The organism is Terrabacter sp. 01T434, from assembly GCF_056398545.1.
The window spans coordinates 188,008-204,097 of the sequence record NZ_JBFTPP010000009.1 but is presented as its reverse complement, the minus strand read 5'-3'; the positions used below and the strand labels follow the sequence as shown (position 1 = coordinate 204,097).

General features: G+C 71.9%; 13 protein-coding genes. 10 read left to right on the top strand and 3 right to left on the bottom strand.

The features are described from left to right. Positions 1-213: 213 nt before the first annotated feature. Positions 214-1,626, bottom strand: a complete 1,413-nt coding sequence (locus AC1DIW_RS18535) for an NAD(P)/FAD-dependent oxidoreductase (RefSeq protein WP_478110035.1) — start codon at positions 1,624-1,626, stop codon at positions 214-216. Between the two features lie 35 nt (positions 1,627-1,661). On the opposite strand from AC1DIW_RS18535, the gene AC1DIW_RS18530 reads away from it, so the two are divergent. The 7 genes from AC1DIW_RS18530 to lysS all read left to right on the top strand — a co-directional run bounded on the left by AC1DIW_RS18530 (position 1,662) and on the right by lysS (position 9,102). Next, positions 1,662-2,498: a GNAT family N-acetyltransferase gene (locus AC1DIW_RS18530; protein ID WP_478110034.1), complete on the top strand. Its 837-nt coding sequence runs from the start codon at positions 1,662-1,664 to the stop codon at positions 2,496-2,498. 14 nt (positions 2,499-2,512) lie between these two features. Beyond that, positions 2,513-3,319 carry a hypothetical protein gene (locus AC1DIW_RS18525; protein ID WP_478110032.1) on the top strand — a complete coding sequence of 269 codons (807 nt, stop codon included), beginning with the start codon at positions 2,513-2,515 and terminating at the stop codon, positions 3,317-3,319. 103 nt (positions 3,320-3,422) lie between these two features. Beyond that, positions 3,423-4,451: a class II fructose-bisphosphate aldolase gene (gene fbaA / locus AC1DIW_RS18520; protein ID WP_442277282.1), complete on the top strand. Its 1,029-nt coding sequence runs from the start codon at positions 3,423-3,425 to the stop codon at positions 4,449-4,451. Further along, positions 4,448-4,855 (top strand): DUF3151 domain-containing protein, encoded by a 408-nt coding sequence (locus tag AC1DIW_RS18515; RefSeq protein WP_478110031.1) that lies wholly within the window; start codon positions 4,448-4,450, stop codon positions 4,853-4,855. The genes fbaA and AC1DIW_RS18515 overlap by 4 nt, the downstream gene beginning before the upstream one ends. A gap of 19 nt (positions 4,856-4,874) precedes the next feature. Next, positions 4,875-5,678, top strand: coding sequence for a Cof-type HAD-IIB family hydrolase (locus AC1DIW_RS18510; protein ID WP_478110029.1), 804 nt, complete (start codon positions 4,875-4,877; stop codon positions 5,676-5,678). Positions 5,679-5,952: 274 nt separating this feature from the next. Further along, on the top strand, positions 5,953-7,263 hold the full coding sequence (locus AC1DIW_RS18505; protein ID WP_478110027.1) for an adenylosuccinate synthase: 1,311 nt from the start codon (positions 5,953-5,955) through the stop codon (positions 7,261-7,263). 60 nt (positions 7,264-7,323) lie between these two features. Continuing rightward, entirely contained in the window at positions 7,324-9,102 is a 1,779-nt protein-coding gene (gene lysS, locus AC1DIW_RS18500) for a lysine--tRNA ligase (protein ID WP_442277278.1), read from the top strand. Positions 9,103-9,521: 419 nt separating this feature from the next. Here the strand turns inward: lysS and AC1DIW_RS18495 are convergent, their stop codons facing one another. Further along, positions 9,522-11,798, bottom strand: coding sequence for a HelD family protein (locus AC1DIW_RS18495; RefSeq protein ID WP_478110026.1), 2,277 nt, complete (start codon positions 11,796-11,798; stop codon positions 9,522-9,524). Between the two features lie 128 nt (positions 11,799-11,926). Between AC1DIW_RS18495 and AC1DIW_RS18490 the strand changes: the two genes are divergently transcribed. The 3 genes from AC1DIW_RS18490 to AC1DIW_RS18480 are packed head-to-tail and all read left to right on the top strand — an operon-like array spanning position 11,927 to position 14,752. Beyond that, positions 11,927-12,565 (top strand): GNAT family N-acetyltransferase, encoded by a 639-nt coding sequence (locus AC1DIW_RS18490; protein ID WP_478110024.1) that lies wholly within the window; start codon positions 11,927-11,929, stop codon positions 12,563-12,565. 10 nt (positions 12,566-12,575) lie between these two features. Next, positions 12,576-13,862 carry a phosphoribosylamine--glycine ligase gene (gene purD, locus AC1DIW_RS18485; protein ID WP_478110022.1) on the top strand — a complete coding sequence of 429 codons (1,287 nt, stop codon included), beginning with the start codon at positions 12,576-12,578 and terminating at the stop codon, positions 13,860-13,862. After that, a complete protein-coding gene (locus AC1DIW_RS18480; protein WP_478110021.1) occupies positions 13,859-14,752 on the top strand; it encodes a phosphoribosylaminoimidazolesuccinocarboxamide synthase in 894 nt (297 codons plus the stop codon). Before purD ends, AC1DIW_RS18480 begins: the two co-directional genes overlap by 4 nt. Here AC1DIW_RS18480 and AC1DIW_RS18475 read toward each other — a convergent pair. After that, positions 14,722-16,005, bottom strand: a complete 1,284-nt coding sequence (locus AC1DIW_RS18475; protein ID WP_478110020.1) for a GNAT family N-acetyltransferase — start codon at positions 16,003-16,005, stop codon at positions 14,722-14,724. The genes AC1DIW_RS18480 and AC1DIW_RS18475 overlap by 31 nt on opposite strands. Positions 16,006-16,090 lie beyond the last annotated feature (85 nt).

Here is a 16,090-nt window from a genome sequence, read left to right as displayed (position 1 = left end):
CCCCAAAGGCATCGACTTCACCACCGTCACCGACGAACGCGTCGCCCACGTCGAACACCTGCTCAACACCCGACCCCGAGCCACCCTCGGCTTCCACACCCCCGCCGTTAGGCTCAACGAACTACTCACCGTTGCGCAGACGACTTGAGACCGCCGCGTGGGGAGCTGGGCACTCGAGTGTCGAGTGCCCACTTCCCGACGGGACCAGCCCCTTCAGGAGTCGAAGCCGACCCCGACTCGGTCGAGGGCGCGTAGCCACAGGTTGCGTCGGCCGGTGCGGTCCTCGGCGGCGAGCGACGAGCGCGTGGCCCGCACAGCGGCATACCGAATCGGCTCCGGGGGGAAGGGGATCGGCTTGCGGCGCACCATGCCCAGCCGGGTCAGCTCGGTGTCCTTGCTGTCGACGAGGTCGAGCGCCACAGCCGCACCGAAGCGCGTCGAGGCGACGCCCAGACCGGTGTAGCCGACGGCATACGACATCCGTCCGCCGAGGGCGGTGCCGAAGACCGGCGTGAAGCGCGACGTCGTGTCGATGACACCGGCCCAGCGGTGCGTGAACCGGATGCCGTCGAGCTGCGGGAAGAGATCGAGGAAGTGGTCGGCGAGCAGGCCGTGCGACGCGTCGTTCTGCTCGAGTGCCGGGTCGATGCGTCCCGGGAAGTGGTAGTTGGCGTCGTAGCCGCCGAAGAGCACCCGGTCGTCGAGCGTCCTTCGGTAGTAGTGGAACTGGTTGCCGGCATCGGTCAGTCCCTCGCGGCCCTTCCACCCGATGGCGTCGAGCTGCGCCGGCGCCAGGGGCTCGGTCATGAGGACGTGGTCGTAGACCGGGAGCACCCACGCACTGAGCCGCTTGAGCACGCCCTGCGACGCGTTCGTGCCGATCACGACGCGCCGCGCATGGACCGAGCCCGCGTCCAGCGTCACCCGGACGCCGTTGCCCTCGGTGTCGAATCCCGTGGCGCGCGTGTGCTCGTGGAGCCGGACGCCCAGCGACTCAGCGGCCCGGGCCAGCCCCCAGACGAGGCGCGCCGGGTCGACGAGGGCGACGTCGGGGTCGTACATCCCGGCGAGGTAGCGCGGGGAGTCGACGCGCGCCCGGGCCTGCTCGGCGTCGAGCATCGCGACCCGCGCACCGTGAGCCCGGTGCAGCTCGTACGACTCGCGCACGGAAGAGATCTGGTGCTCGGTCAGGGCGAACGTCAGCTCACCGGGGACGTGGAGGTTCGCGTCGATCCCGTATGCCGTGAGCGACCGCTCGATGGCCGCGAAGTTCTCGGTCGCGAGCCGGTCCAGCGTCCCCATCTCCTCGGGCCAGCACCCCACGCCCTGGGCGAGCCCGTGGGTCAGCGACGGCGCCATGAAGCCGCCGTTGCGCCCGGACGCCCCGTCACCCAGCCGGCCGGCCTCGACGACGACGACGTCGCGGCTGGGGTCGGCCTCCTTGGCCTGGATTGCGGCCCACAGCCCGGTGAACCCGCCGCCGACGACGAGCAGGTCGGTGCGCGGCGCGGCGCCCGTCAGCGGGGCCCGCGGGTCGGGGCGTTCCGGACGGTCGGTCCAGAACGGGACGGGACGGGCGTCGGCCAGGGCGGCAGCGGCTCGGCGGGAGAGCGGGGAAACAGGCATGACGAAAGGGATTCGACCATGCTTGGCTGTCGCCTGTGAACCCTTCTTCGTTCCAGAGCGATGCCACGGTCCTCGGCCCCGACGAGCTGCTGCGCGTCTTCCACGACGAGACCCGCGCTCCGATCGGCGTGGGAACCGCCCAGCGTCCCATCGAGGTCGACGGGCTCGTGCGCCGCGAGTACGAGCTCGACGGCGGCCACTGGAACATGATCGAGAGTCCGGACGGCCTCGGCCCGAACCCCGACGAATGGGACCGCGTCATCGCGCGGCAGCGTGACTTCTTCGCGGAGCGGGGGCTGCGCGTCGAGTGGAAGACCTACGACTACGACGAGCCCGCCGACCTCGGCGAGCGACTCGTCGACGCCGGCTTCGTCAAGGAGGACGACGAGGCGCTCATCCTCGGCGAGGCCGCGCCCCTCGCCGCCCAGGACCTCGACCTGCCCGAGGGGGTCGTCGTGCGGGCCGCCGACTGCGACGAGGACTTCGCGCGGATGGCCGCGATGCTCGAGGTCGTCTGGGGTGAGCCGCAGGCCTGGGCCGTCGACTCCCTGCTGCCACGGTGGCGGGCCGAGCCGGCATCGATGGACGTCGTCGTGGTCGAGGAGTCGCGCGAGGGACCGGTGCTCTGCGCGGCACGCGCGGAGTACGACACGAGCGGGTTCATGGGGCTCTGGGGCGGCTCGACCCTGCCCGCGTGGCGCGGCCGCGGGCTCTACCGCGCGACCCTGCTCCACCGCGCCCGGCTCGGCCTCGAGCGCGGCAAGGACTACGTCCGCGTCGACGCCTCACCCGACTCCGAGCCGATCCTGCGTCGCCTCGGCCTGCACCGGGTCGCGACGACGACGCCCTACGTCTTCGATCCCACGGCCTGACGGAGGGCACGGTGGTGACGTGGGTACCGGGGCGGCGCTCCGCCACGGCCGCTCTGCCCGTCCTGGCCGCCGGCGCACTGGCCGCGACGACCTTGCTCGGCGCGTGCACCACGGAGAGCGCCGACCCGTCGGCGCGACGTGCCACGGCGACCACCGCGTCGACCACCGCGTCGACCACGGAGACGACCCGGCCCGACCCGGGGATGACCCCCGTCGAGTCCGCGCCGCGGTGCACCACGACGCGGCCCCTCACCGGCAAGGGTCGGGTGCCCCTCGACGCCGTCTTCCCCGGCGCCGAGACGAGCGCGATCTCCGACCCGAAGGAGACCGTGCCGGGTCCCGACGCGACCGACCGGAGCCGGTGCCCCCGCGAGCTGCCGTCCCAGCCGCACTGCGACGGCCTCGTGCCGTGGACCGGCCTGCTCCCCGAGGCGTTCGTCCCGGCGAGCGGGGCGCGTCGCCTCGTCGGCGGCTACCTCCTGACGATGCCGAGGCAGGCCGGCAACCAGGCACCGCCCGAGAGCTCGGCCGGGACCAAGGTCGTCACCTTCAACCTCGTCGACCTCGCGGCGGGCGACCCCGGCGGTCTCGTCGACTACCTCGACGCCGCGTTCCGGGCCTGCGCGAAGGCCACGCCGAGCAGCGTCGCCGGCGTCGGCGCCCTGGTCGGGACGGTGCGCTCGGAGTACGGCGCAGGGTCGGCCGAGGTGGTCCTGCTGCGCCGCGGCACCCACCTCGTGTGGGCCGCCCTCGACGGGAGCGGCTGGGAGCAGGGGGAGCAGCAGCGGGCCCTCGCCGTGCTCGTCGCGCGCCTCCTCTGAGCGCGCGCTCACCGATGGGTGGGCACCCGTGTGCAGGCGACGGCATACGTGGCAGGATTTCCGACGAACCTTGAAAGCCGCTCACGAGACTGCAGGAGTAGCAATGCCCATCGCCACCCCCGAGGTGTATGCCGACATGCTCGACCGCGCGAAGGCCGGCTCCTTCGCGTACCCCGCCATCAACGTCTCGAGCTCGCAGACGCTGAACGCCGCGCTCAAGGGCTTCGCCGACGCCGGCTCCGACGGCATCATCCAGGTCTCGACGGGTGGGGCCGACTACCTCTCCGGCCCGAGCATCAAGAACATGGTGAGCGGCTCGCTCGCGTTCGCCGCCTACGCGCACGAGGTGGCCAAGAACTACCCCGTCAACATCGCGCTCCACACCGACCACTGCCCCAAGGACAAGCTGGACGGCTTCGTGCGCCCGCTCCTCGCGGCGAGCACCGAGCGCGTCCAGGCCGGCGGCACGCCGTGGTTCCAGTCGCACATGTGGGACGGCTCGGCCGTGCCGCTCGACGAGAACCTCCAGATCGCGCAGGAGCTGCTCGCCCTCGCCAAGGCCGCGAACGTCATCCTCGAGATCGAGGTCGGCGTCGTCGGCGGCGAGGAGGACGGTGTCGAGGGCGCCATCGACGAGAAGCTCTACTCCACCCCCGAGGACGCCATCGCCACGATCAAGGCCCTCGGCGCCGGTGAGAACGGTCGCTACCTGACGGCCCTGACGTTCGGCAATGTCCACGGCGTCTACAAGCCGGGCAACGTCAAGCTGCGTCCCGAGATCCTCCTGCAGGCCCAGCAGGCCGCCGCCAAGGAGCTCGGCCTGTCCGACGACGCGCGTCCCTTCGACCTCGTCTTCCACGGCGGCTCCGGCTCGCTGCCCGAGGAGATCTCCGCCGCCGTCGACAACGGCGTCGTCAAGATGAACGTCGACACCGACACGCAGTACGCCTTCACCCGCCGCATCGCCGACTGGATGATCTCCGGCTACGCCGGCGTGCTCAAGGTCGACGGCGAGGTGGGCAACAAGAAGCAGTACGACCCGCGCGCCTGGGGCAAGGCGGCCGAGGAGGCCATGGCGGTGCGCATCGTCGAGGCCTGCACCGCGCTCCGCTCGGCGGGCACCCACTCGTGAGCGACAACCTCCTCGGCATCCCCGACACGCGTCTCGCCGTCGACCCGGCCGCCCAGAAGCTCGACGCCGGCGTCGACCCGGTCCAGGTGGCGGCCGCCTACCCCGCAAGCTCGCTCGCGTGGGCGGTCCTCGCCGAGGACGCGCTCGCCGACGGTGACCGCGACGTCGAGGCCTACGCGTACGCCCGGACGGGCTACCACCGGGCGCTCGACTCGCTGCGCAAGTCCGGCTGGCGGGGCCAGGGGCCCGTGCCGTGGTCGCACGAGCCGAACCGCGGCTTCCTCCGGGCGCTCGCGGCCCTCGCCCGGGCGGCCCGCGCCATCGGCGAGAGCGACGAGGAGGCCCGCTGCACGCAGTTCCTCCGCGACAGCTCGGCCGAAGGTGCCCGCGAGCTCGGCCTCTGAGGCCCGGCCGCGCCATCGCATGACGCTGTTCTGCTCCGACGTCGACGGCACGCTGCTCGACCACCGACGCACGCTCTCCGACCGCACCGTCGCCGCCATCCGGGCGGTGCGGTCGGCAGGGCACACGTTCGTGCTCTGCAGCTCGCGCATGCCGGCGTCCCTGGAGGGCCTCGAGCGACTCTGCGGCGTCGAGCCCACCCCGCTCATCGCCTACAACGGCGGTCTCGTCCTGCGCGCCGACCGCACCGTCGTGACCGACGTGCCCATCACGCCGGGCGACGCCCGGGAGGCGTATGCCGTGTGCTCGCGTCTCGGACTCCACGCGAGCTTCTTCGCCGGGGACGACTGGTACGCCTGGGGGCCCGACGAGTGGACCGAGCGCGAGGCGACGATCACGGCCGTCGACCCGAGCGACGGGTCCGCGCACGACTACATCTCGAGCGGGCGCGTCGACACGCACCCGCCGCACAAGGTGATGGCCATGGGTGACCGGGCCCTCGTCGACGACCTCGAGGCGGCGCTCGCCGGGCGCCCCGGTCTCGTGACCTACCGGTCCAAGCCGACCTACCTCGAGATCGCCAACGCCGCCTGCTCCAAGGGCGACGGACTGCGTTCCCTGGCCGAGGAGCTCGCCATCGACGTCGCCGACACGGTCTTCTTCGGCGACAACCACAACGACGTCTCGGCGTTCGCGGTGGCCGGCACGGCGGTCGCCGTGTCCAACGCCGTCGAGCCGGCGCTCGACGCCGCGACCGTCGTCACCGGTCACCACCGCGAGGACGGCGTCGCCGACTACCTCGAGGACTGGCTCGCCTCGCACTGACGGCACGCCCGTCCGACGCGCCGCAACAACTCCGCCCGGGCGGAGGAATCCGGGGTCGGGTGGCCCGATCCGCCACCACAACTCCGCCGGGGCGGAGCAATCCGGGTCGGGGGGCCTGATCCGCCACCACAACTCCGCCGGGGCGGAGGAATCGGGGGTCGGGGGGCCTGATCCGCCGCCACAACTCCGCCGGGGCGGAGAAGCCGGGTCCGGGGCACGGGCGTGCAACCGATAACCTTGCGGTTGGCTTTGACCACAACCGGAAGGCAGACCGATGCCGGCAATCGTGCTCGTCGGAGCGCAGTGGGGCGATGAGGGCAAGGGCAAGGCGACCGACCTGCTCGGCAGCAGCGTCGACTACGTCGTCAAGTTCAACGGCGGCAACAACGCCGGCCACACCGTCGTCATCGAGAAGGACGGCAAGCGCGAGAAGTACGCGCTGCACCTGCTGCCCTCCGGCATCCTCAGCCCGAACTGCGTGCCGGTCATCGGCAACGGCGTCGTCATCGACCTCGGCGTGCTCTTCGAGGAGCTCGACGGTCTCGAGGCCCGCGGCGTCGACACGAGCAAGCTGCTCGTCAGCGCCAACGCGCACGTCATCCCGAGCTACAACCGCACCATCGACAAGGTGACCGAGCGCTTCCTCGGCAAGCGCCGCATCGGCACGACCGGTCGCGGCATCGGCCCGACCTACGCCGACAAGATGAACCGCGTCGGCATCCGCATCCAGGACCTCTACGACGAGGGCATCCTGCGCCAGAAGGTCGAGGCGGCCCTGTCGCTGAAGAACCAGCTGCTCGCCAAGATCTACAACACCCGCGGGGCCGAGGTCGACGAGGTCGTCCAGGAGCTGCTGTCGTATGCCGCCCGCCTCGCTCCCATGGTCGCCGACACGAGCCTCGTGCTGAGCCAGGCGCTGGACCGGGGCGACACGGTGCTCTTCGAGGCCGGGCAGGCGACCCTGCTCGACGTCGACCACGGCACGTACCCCTACGTCACGTCGAGCAACGCCGTCTCCGCGGGCGCGTGCACCGGCTCGGGCGTCCCGCCGACCCGCATCGACTCGGTCATCGCGATCCTCAAGGCCTATACGACCCGCGTCGGCGAGGGCCCGTTCCCGACCGAGCTGCACGACGACAAGGGCGAGTTCCTCCGCAAGACGGGCGCCGAGTACGGCACGACGACCGGCCGTCCGCGCCGCTGCGGCTGGATGGACACCGTCGTCGGCCGCTACGCGACCCGGATCAACGGCGTCACCGACTTCGTCATCACCAAGCTCGATGTCCTCACCGGCCTCGACAAGGTCCCGGTGTGCGTCGCCTACGACGTGGGTGGCGTGCGCCACGACGAGATGCCGGTCAACCAGACCGACTTCCACCACGCGACCCCGATCTACGAGGAGCTCGACGGCTGGTGGGAGGACATCACCGCCTGCCGCACCTTCGAGGACCTGCCGGCCAACGCCCAGGCCTACGTGCTGCGCGTCGAGGAGCTCATCGGCGCCCGGGTCTCGGCCATCGGCGTCGGTCCCGGCCGCGACGAGATCATCGAGCGGTTCCCGCTCAAGCCGGCCGTCGCGGGCTGACGCGTCTGCGCGTCACCCGAGCACACGGCATACGAAAGCCTCTGCAACTGAAGGAAACCCATGACTGAAGAGGTCACCCCGCTCGACTGGGTCACGCGTCTAGCCGACGACGTGATTGCGGAGGCGCAGGAGCGCAACCCCGGCGAGACGATCGTCTGTGCGTCGGGGATCAGTCCGTCCGGCCCGATCCACCTCGGCAACTTCCGCGAGCTCATCACGCCGCACCTCGTCGCCGACGAGATCAAGCGGCGCGGGATCGACTGCGAGCACATCCTCAGCTGGGACGACTTCGACCGCTTCCGCCGCGTGCCGAAGAACCTTGCGGGAGTGGACGACTCGTGGGAGCAGTACATCGGTATGCCGCTGACCTCCGTGCCGCCGCCCGCCGGCTCACCGCATGCCAGCTGGGCCGAGCACTTCAAGGCGCCGCTCCTCGAGGCGATGGCCGCGACCGGCATCGAGGTGCGCCAGATCAGCCAGACCGAGCAGTACCGCGCGGGCGTCTACCGCGACCAGGTGCTGCTCGCGATGCGTGAGCGCTTCGCAATCGACAAGGTGCTGGACCAGTACCGCACGCTCGAGGCCGTCGAGGCCGCGCGTCAGAAGTCCTCCGGCAAAGGCAAGGGCGGCAAGCAGCAGAAGGCGGCGAAGCTCACCGAGGAGCAGGCCGCTGCGGCGACCGAGGCCGAGCGCGGTTCCGGTGCGGCGTCCGAGGACGACGGCAGCGAGGGCAAGGCCGGCTACTACCCGTTCAAGCCCTTCTGCAGCTCGTGCGGCACCGACTTCACGACCGTCACGGCCTACGACGACGACAGCCACGAGCTGACGTATGCCTGCACGAAGTGCGGCCACACCGAGACCGTCGACCTCGACACCTTCACCAACGGCAAGCTCGTGTGGAAGGTCGACTGGCCGATGCGCTGGGGCCACGAGCACGTGATGTTCGAGCCGTCCGGCGTCGACCACCAGAGCCCCGGCAGCAGCTTCGTCGTCGGCAAGGACCTCGCGCCGATCTTCGGCTGGGAGCGCCCGGTCGGCCCGATGTACGCCTTCGTCGGCATCGCCGGCATGGCCAAGATGAGCTCGAGCAAGGGCGGTGTGCCGATCCCGACCGACGCGCTCGAGGTCATGGAGGCGCCGGTGCTGCGCTGGCTCTACGCCCGCCGCCGGCCCAACCAGAGCTTCGACGTCGCCTTCGGGCCCGAGCTGCAGCGCCTCTACGACGAGTGGGATGCCTTGGGCCGCAAGGTCACCGACGGCTCGGCCCAGGCAGGCGACCTCGCCGCGCACCTGCGCGCCACGTCGACGGCTGCCGGTCCTCTGTCGACGACGCCGCGACCGATGCCGTTCCGCACCATCGCGTCGGTCATCGACGTCACCCAGGGTGACGAGGAGCAGGCTGTCCGCATCCTCAGCGAGCTCGAGCCCGACAACCCGGTCGGGTCCACGGACGACCTGCGCCCGCGCCTCGACTGCGCCGAGCGCTGGATGCTCGGCTACGTTCCGGCGGAGGACCGCACGATCGTGCGCACCGAGCCCGACGCCGAGCTGCTCGCCAGCCTCGACGAGCAGCAGCGGGAGTCGCTGCGCCTGCTCGTCGACGGGCTCGAGCGGCACTGGTCGCTCGACGGCCTGACCCACCTCGTCTACGGCGTGCCCAAGGTCCAGCGCGGCATCGACCCCGAGGCGAAGGTCAAGGACCCGGAGCTCTCGGCGGCCCAGCGCGCCTTCTTCGTCCTCGTCTACCGCCTGCTCGTCGGCAAGGACACCGGCCCACGGCTGCCCACGTTGCTGCTCGCCGTCGGCGCCGACCGCGTCCGCGCCCTCCTCGGCCACTGACCGATCGAAAAGAGCATCTCGCCGCCGGGCATTCGAAAGAGCGCTTCGTCGGCAAAGAATCGAAAGAGCACTTCGTCCGGACGAAATGCTCTTTCGATTGCCTGGTCGGGCCAGCCGTCGCCGGACATGGAACGGGCGAGGGGCGAGATACAGGGGGGTCGTATCTCGTCCCTCGCCCGGCGCGACGTCCATGTGTGGGAGCGGGACCTCGCCGGACGCCAAGGGCCTCAGGGGGGAGAGGACGGCGGGGAGGGGGGTCCCCGTGCCTTGACGTTGACGTAATCATCCCCCCCGTTCGGGGCCGAGTCGATGAATCACGGAATCTTTGAACAAGTCTTTACCTTGGCCGAGACGCTCCCGTCCGGGCTGGTCGTCGGGTCGACTCCGGAGCCCACCGAGACCGGACCAGAGGCAGCGACTCAGGACAGAACGGTCATCCGGTGCGCCGCGCGTGTCAGCGCGACATAGAGCACGCGGACGCCGCCGGGTGACTCGCGCGTGATCTCGTCGGGGTCGACCACGACGGTCGCGTCGTACTCGAGGCCCTTCGTCGACATGGGGTCGATGACCTGCACGCGTCCCGCGCCGAGCTCGGCCACAGGAGCGAGCCGGTCAGCATGGGTCGACGGGGTGATCACCGCGATCGCGCCCTCGACCTGCGCGAGCAGCGACTCGACCGACCGCCGCACCGAGGCGAGGGCGTCGGGTCCGAGAGGCCCCTCGACGGGCTCAATCCCGGTCTCGCGCACCGCCTGCGGGATGTCGGCGTCGGGCACCTGACGCCGCACGACCTCGGCTGCGTAGTCGAAGATCTCGCGCGCGTTTCGGTAGTTGGTGTCCATGTGGAACTGCTGGCGAGCCTGAGAGCCGAAGGCCTCCTCACGCGCGGCCGTGGCCTCGGTGGTGTCGGGCCAGGAGGCCTGGGCGGCGTCACCGACGACGGTCCACGACGCATACCTCCCGCGGCGGCCGATCATCCGCCACTGCATGGGGGAGAGGTCCTGGGCCTCGTCGACGAGGACGTGGGCGTACTCGTCGGGCTTGCCGATGCGCCCGGCGAGGAGCTTGTCGCGCGGGTCGGTCAGGACGAGCGGTGCGCCGGCGTCGCGAGCGGCGCTGACGACCGGCTGCACCTCGGTGACGCCGTACTGGCTGAGGTCCTCGAGCTCCTCGATCTCGTAGAAGCCGCGCTCCTCCTTGGGCGCCTCCTGGACCGGACCGACCCGGGCCGCGATGTCGTCGATGAGGGCGACGTCGGCCACCGACCAGGTGCCGGTCTCGAGGGCGAGGCGGAACGAGGCGGCCAGCGGCTCGACCTCGTCGTCCCGGAGGGTGCCGCGGGCGTGGCGTCGCACGAGCTCGGGGTCCGCGAGCCAGAGCAGCACCTCGCGCGGGTCGACCTGGGGCCACCACACCTGCATGAAGGCCTCGACGTCGAGGTGGTCCTCCCACTTGTCGAGGAACTCGGCCTTGGCGTCGCGGTCCCCGGTGACGCCGAGCGAGGCCCAGGCGGCCTCGCCGAGAGCGTCCTGCGCGGCTGCCGTGGCCGTGTTGCGCTGGTGCTGGCGCAGGACGTGCGAGCGGACGCGGTCGAGCTCTCGCGCCTCGAGCCGCACCGGGCGACCGGCGACCATGGCGCGGAACTCGGTCGGGGTGCCGGGAACCCGACCGCGGGCAGCGGCGCCGAGCAGCGTACGGACGCGGGTCGAGCCCTTCGTCCGGGCGACGGCGGGGGAGTCGAGCCGCTCGGTGTGCACCACGTCGAGGACGTCGCCGAGGGCGCGCAGGATGACGCTCTCCTCGCCGAGCGACGGGAGCACCCGTTCGATGTAGGCCGTGTAGGCACCTGAGGGGCCGACGACGAGAATGCCGCCCGACTCGAACCGGCGCCGGTCGGAGTAGAGCAGGTAGGCCGCGCGGTGCAGGGCGACGACCGTCTTGCCGGTGCCGGGCCCGCCGGTGATCTCGGTGATGCCGCGGGCGCTGGCGCGGATCGCCTCGTCCTGGTGGGCCTGGATCGTGGCGACGATGTCGCGCATGCGACCGCCGCGGCTGCGGGTCAGGGCCGCCATGAGGGCCCCGTCGCCGACGACGACGAGGTCGTCCGGCGCCTCGGGGACCATGAGGTCGTCCTCGATGCCGATGACGGTGGTGCCCCGGCTGCGCAGGACGCGACGGCGCAGCACGCCCATCGGCTGGGTCGGCGTCGCCCGGTAGAAGGCGGACGCCGCGGGTGCGCGCCAGTCGATGACAAGCGGCTCGTAGTCGTCGTCGCGGACGCCGAGACGCCCGATGTAGCGGACCTCGCGGTCGCCGCCGGTGCCGGCGGTGCCGCCGGCACCCCCGTCGGAGTCGGAGGGCGGCCGGTGGCCGTTGCCGTTGGCGTCGACGGCCGACGCACGCAGCATGGCGTGGTCGATGTCGAGGCGACCGAAGACGAGGCCTTCGTACTGGGTGTCGAGGGCGGTGCGTCGCTTCGCGGCGTGGAACATCAGCGCGTCACGCTCGAAGAGGGCAGCCCCCTCGGCGTCGCCGACCTCGACCTGCCGGCCGAACTGGCTGCGGGCCAGGCCCTCGGCCTGGACGCTGTCGGCGCGCACGCCGGCCTTCTCCAGCTCCTCGTGGACCCGGTCGACGTGCGCCTGCTCGACGGCGATCTCGCGGGCCAGCTCGTCGGGAATGCTCTTGGTCGACACGGGTGAGACGTCGCGCGATCCGGGCGCGCTGCTCCGCTGTGACGATGCGTTCGAAGTGCTCACTGACATCCAAGGACTCTGAGGGACGCCTCGGGCGGCGCGGGAACCATCAAGTCTACTGTCACTCCATGCCCACAAAGGCCTGTATGCCGCCAACTGGCGTGCCGCTCGTCGGGCGGTTCGTCCGGCTCGACGTGACGACCGCCGCCGACGCCGCCGGACTCTTCGCCGTCTACTCCGACCCGCGCTGCTACGAGCAGGGATTCGCGATGATGCAGCCCCACCGGACCGTGGCCGACACGGAGGCCCTCGTCGCGGCCGCGGCGGGGGCCCACGGGACCGACGGGACGGGCCGGACGGCATACACGATCAGGCTCGTCGCCGACGGCGACCTCGGCCCGGCGGGGACCGTCGTCGGCTCGAGCTCGCTCGGCGACGTCGACACCGGACGCGAGCACGTGCACCTCGGCTGGACGATGTACGGCTCGCGCTGGTGGGGCACGCAGGTCAATCCGGAGAGCAAGCTCCTGCTCCTCGCCCACGCGTTCGAGACGTGCGGCTTCGGCCGGGTGAAGATCCAGACCGACGTCATCAACGCCCGGTCGCGGGCGGCCATCCTCAAGCTGGGGGCGGTCTTCGAGGGCGTCACTCGTCGCGACGTGCGCCGACCAGACGGCACCTGGCGGGACACCGCGGTGCACTCGATCCTCGTCGACGAGTGGCCCACGGTCCGGGCAGGCCTGCTGGCGCGTCTCGGCGCACCCTAGGCTGGGCGCCGTGAAGGTCCTCGTGCTCGGCTCAGGCGCCCGTGAACACGCTCTCGTCAAGGCCGTCGCGGCCGATCCCGAGGTCGACGCGGTCATCGCCGCGCCCGGCAACCCGGGCATCGACGTCACCGCCCTCTGCGTCCCCGTCGACATCCTCGACGGGAACGCGGTCGTCGCCGTCGCGCGCGAGCACGGCGTCGACCTCGTCGTCGTCGGCCCCGAGGCACCACTCGTCGCAGGCGTCGCCGACGTATGCCGTGAGGCCGGGTTCGCCGTCTTCGGGCCCTCCGCGGAGGCGGCCCGTCTCGAGGGGAGCAAGTCCTTCGCCAAGGAGGTCATGGCCTCCGCCGACGTGCCGACGGCCCTGGCCCACGTGTGCACGACGATGGACGAGGTCGAGGCGGCTCTCGACGCGCTCGGGGCCCCGCACGTCGTCAAGGACGACGGGCTCGCCGCCGGCAAGGGCGTCGTCGTCACCGACTCGCGCGAGGTCGCCGTCGAGCACGCCCGTGCTTGTCTCGCCAAGCCGGACGGCCGGCTCGTCGTCGAGGAGTTCCTCGACGGGCCCGAGGTGTCGGTCTTCTGCATCAGCGACGGCGAGACCGTCGTCGCGCTCGCACCCGCGCAGGACTTCAAGCGCGTGGGCGACGACGACGCCGGCCCCAACACCGGTGGCATGGGCGCCTACTCACCGCTCGACTGGGCCCCGGCGGGCCTGGCCGACGAGATCGTCCGGCGCGTGGCCCAGCCGACCATCGACGAGATGCGGCGCCGAGGCACGCCCTTCGTCGGTGTCCTCTACGTCGGCCTCGCCCTCACCGCACGCGGCCCGCGGGTCATCGAGTTCAACGCGCGCTTCGGCGACCCGGACGGCCAGGCGTCGCTCGCCCGGCTCGAGACGCCCTTCGCCCAGCTGCTCTTCGCTGCCGCCACCGGTGGTTTGGCCGACTTCGGTCGGCTCCGCTGGTCCGACGACCACGCCGTCGTGGTGGTGCTCGCCTCGGCGGGCTACCCCGCTGCCCCGCGCACCGGCGACCCCATCACCGGGCTCGACGCCGCGGCCGAGGTTCCCGGCGTCGTCGTGCTCCACGCCGGCACTGCCCGTGACGGCGACGGGTTGCTCGTCTCGGCCGGCGGGCGGGTCCTCGACGTCGTGGCGGTCGCGCCTTCGCTGGCGCAGGCCAGGAAGGCGGCCTACGACGCCGTCGCCGTCATCGAGCTCGACGGCTCGCACCACCGCACCGACATCGCGCTGCGTGCCGAGCGCAACGACATCACCATCGGAGGGGCTCGATGAGCACGCTCGACCTGCCCGGATACGTCCACGTCTACTCCGGCAAGGTGCGTGACCTCTACGCGCCGGTCGGTCCCGACGGCGAGGCGGTGCCTGATCAGCTGCTCCTCGTCGCCTCGAACCGGCTCTCGGCCTACGACTGGATGATGTCGCCCGAGATCCCCGACAAGGGCGCCGTGCTGACCCGGCTGTCCCTGTGGTGGTTCGACCAGCTGAGCGACCTCGTGCCCAACCACGTCGTGTCGACGGAGGTGCCGGAGGCGGTCGCCGGGCGGGCCGTGCTCGTGCGGAAGCTGGAGATGCTCAAGGTCGAGGCGATCGCCCGCGCCTACCTCACCGGGGGCGGGCTGGAGGAGTACCGCGACAAGGGGTCCGTCTCGGGGATCGTCCTGCCCGAGGGGCTCGTCGACGGGTCGAAGCTGCCCGAGCCGGCCTTCACGCCGACGACCAAGGCGCCCGTGGGTGAGCACGACCTGCCGATGGCGCCCGACGAGGTCGAGGCCGAGCTGGGCGCGGACGTCGCGGTCGAGGTCTCGCGGCTGACCCGCGCGATCCTGGCCCGCGGCAACGAGATCGCCGCCGAGCGCGGCATCCTCATCGCCGACACCAAGGTCGAGTTCGGGGTCTCACCCGACGGGACCGGCGGCCTCGTCCTCGCCGACGAGGTCCTGACGCCGGACTCGTCGCGGTTCTGGCCGGCAGAGCTCTGGGAGCCCGGGCACCCGCAGCCGTCCTACGACAAGCAGTTCGTGCGCGACTGGCTCACCTCGGCCGAGTCGGGCTGGGACCGCAAGGCCGGCGGTCCACCGCCGGAGCTGCCCGAGCACGTCGTCGAGCAGACGCGCGCGAAGTACGTCGAGGCCTACGAGCGCCTCACCGGCGAGACCTTCTGAGCCGCGTCGAGCACGGCATGAGTCGTGCGCACGACGAAGTCCCGCACCTCGTCGGAGCGGCTCGGTTCGGTGTCCCGACCGTCGGCGTACCACCAGTCCCGCGCCCAGACGGCGAGGTCGGCGTCCTGCGGGTGACCGCCGACGAAGCGGTCGGCGGCCGCCCGCTTCGACAGCCGCTCGCGCCCGACCAGCGCGCACCAGGCTCGGCACACCGAGAGGACTGAGTACGCCTGCGCCCCAACCGTGGTCATGCTCTCGACCCAGGTGGGCCAGTCCCGGACGTGGTCGAGCAGAGCCTGGTCCACGGTGTGCTCGGGCCAGGCCGGCAGCACGTCCGTCGCCGGTGCTCCCGACAGCACCCGACCGGTCGCGCGCACCGTCGCCCACGTGAGGACCCGGTGGTTCGACGCGGGGAGGAGGTGAAGGGGCTCTCCCGGGCTGATCCGCATGATGCGGTCGTCTCGTCGGTCGGCACCGTCGACCTCCCGACCGGCGTAGGCGTCGACCGTGGACTGCGCGACGGTCTCCACCTCCACCCGCCCTCGCCATGCGCGGTGACGGCCCGCCAGCGCGGTGTGCACGGGAGCGACGGCCGCCAGCATGGTGTCGTCGGGTGGCCGCCTGACGACCGCGAGCACGTCGAGGTCGCTGCGTGAGGGGGCGAAGTCGCCGGCGACGAGTGAGCCGTGGGCATAGAGCCCGAGCAGATCATCGCCCAGCACCGCCCCGAGCCCTGCGGTCAGGTCGGCAAGCACGGCCTCGGGCCCCACGCCGCGACGCAGCACGACGCGACGGCCGAGTGCGTCCAGCCCGAGCCGTCGCTCCGTGTCGCGCAGCTGCCGCAGACCGGGCCCAGGGTCGGTCAGCTCGACGAAGCCGTGCCGGGCATAGAACGGGCCGTTCCACGGCACCTCGGCGAACGTGCACAGCGTCAGCGCCTCGTGCCCGCTCCGGGCCGCCCACCCGGCGGCCGCCTCCAGCAGGGCCGTCCCGACGCCGCGACGGGACGCGGACGGGTGCACCGACAGCTGCTCGAGATGGGCCTGCCCGTCGACACGTTCGAGCCGGGCGAAACCGACGACGGGGTCACCGACGACGAGCAGGGCAGCCGCACCGGCGAGCTCCTCCACGGATCCGACGCCCGGCGGGAGCGGCCCGATTCCGGCGTCCGCGAAGAGCGCGTCGGCGGCCGCCTCGAGTGCCGGGAGGTGCTCGAGGTCGCCGGGGCGGGCGGGACGCACGGCAAGGAGCATGTGACCACCCTGTCAGCCGGGGACCACTCTGTCGTATGCGTTCTGGCCGGTCGACGACCGATCGCAACGTCACGCGGCCCCCCGG

What these genes read in the sequence shown, in the direction of transcription:
- AC1DIW_RS18535 (WP_478110035.1), bottom strand. Translation starts at nt 1,626, where the DNA reads ATGCCTGTTTCCCCGCTCTCCCGCCGAGCCGCTGCCGCCCTGGCCGAC.
- fbaA (WP_442277282.1), top strand. Translation starts at nt 3,423, where the DNA reads ATGCCCATCGCCACCCCCGAGGTGTATGCCGACATGCTCGACCGCGCG.
- AC1DIW_RS18510 (WP_478110029.1), top strand. Translation starts at nt 4,875, where the DNA reads ATGACGCTGTTCTGCTCCGACGTCGACGGCACGCTGCTCGACCACCGA.
- AC1DIW_RS18505 (WP_478110027.1), top strand. Translation starts at nt 5,953, where the DNA reads ATGCCGGCAATCGTGCTCGTCGGAGCGCAGTGGGGCGATGAGGGCAAG.
- lysS (WP_442277278.1), top strand. Translation starts at nt 7,324, where the DNA reads ATGACTGAAGAGGTCACCCCGCTCGACTGGGTCACGCGTCTAGCCGAC.
- AC1DIW_RS18490 (WP_478110024.1), top strand. Translation starts at nt 11,927, where the DNA reads ATGCCCACAAAGGCCTGTATGCCGCCAACTGGCGTGCCGCTCGTCGGG.
- AC1DIW_RS18480 (WP_478110021.1), top strand. Translation starts at nt 13,859, where the DNA reads ATGAGCACGCTCGACCTGCCCGGATACGTCCACGTCTACTCCGGCAAG.
- AC1DIW_RS18475 (WP_478110020.1), bottom strand. Translation starts at nt 16,005, where the DNA reads ATGCTCCTTGCCGTGCGTCCCGCCCGCCCCGGCGACCTCGAGCACCTC.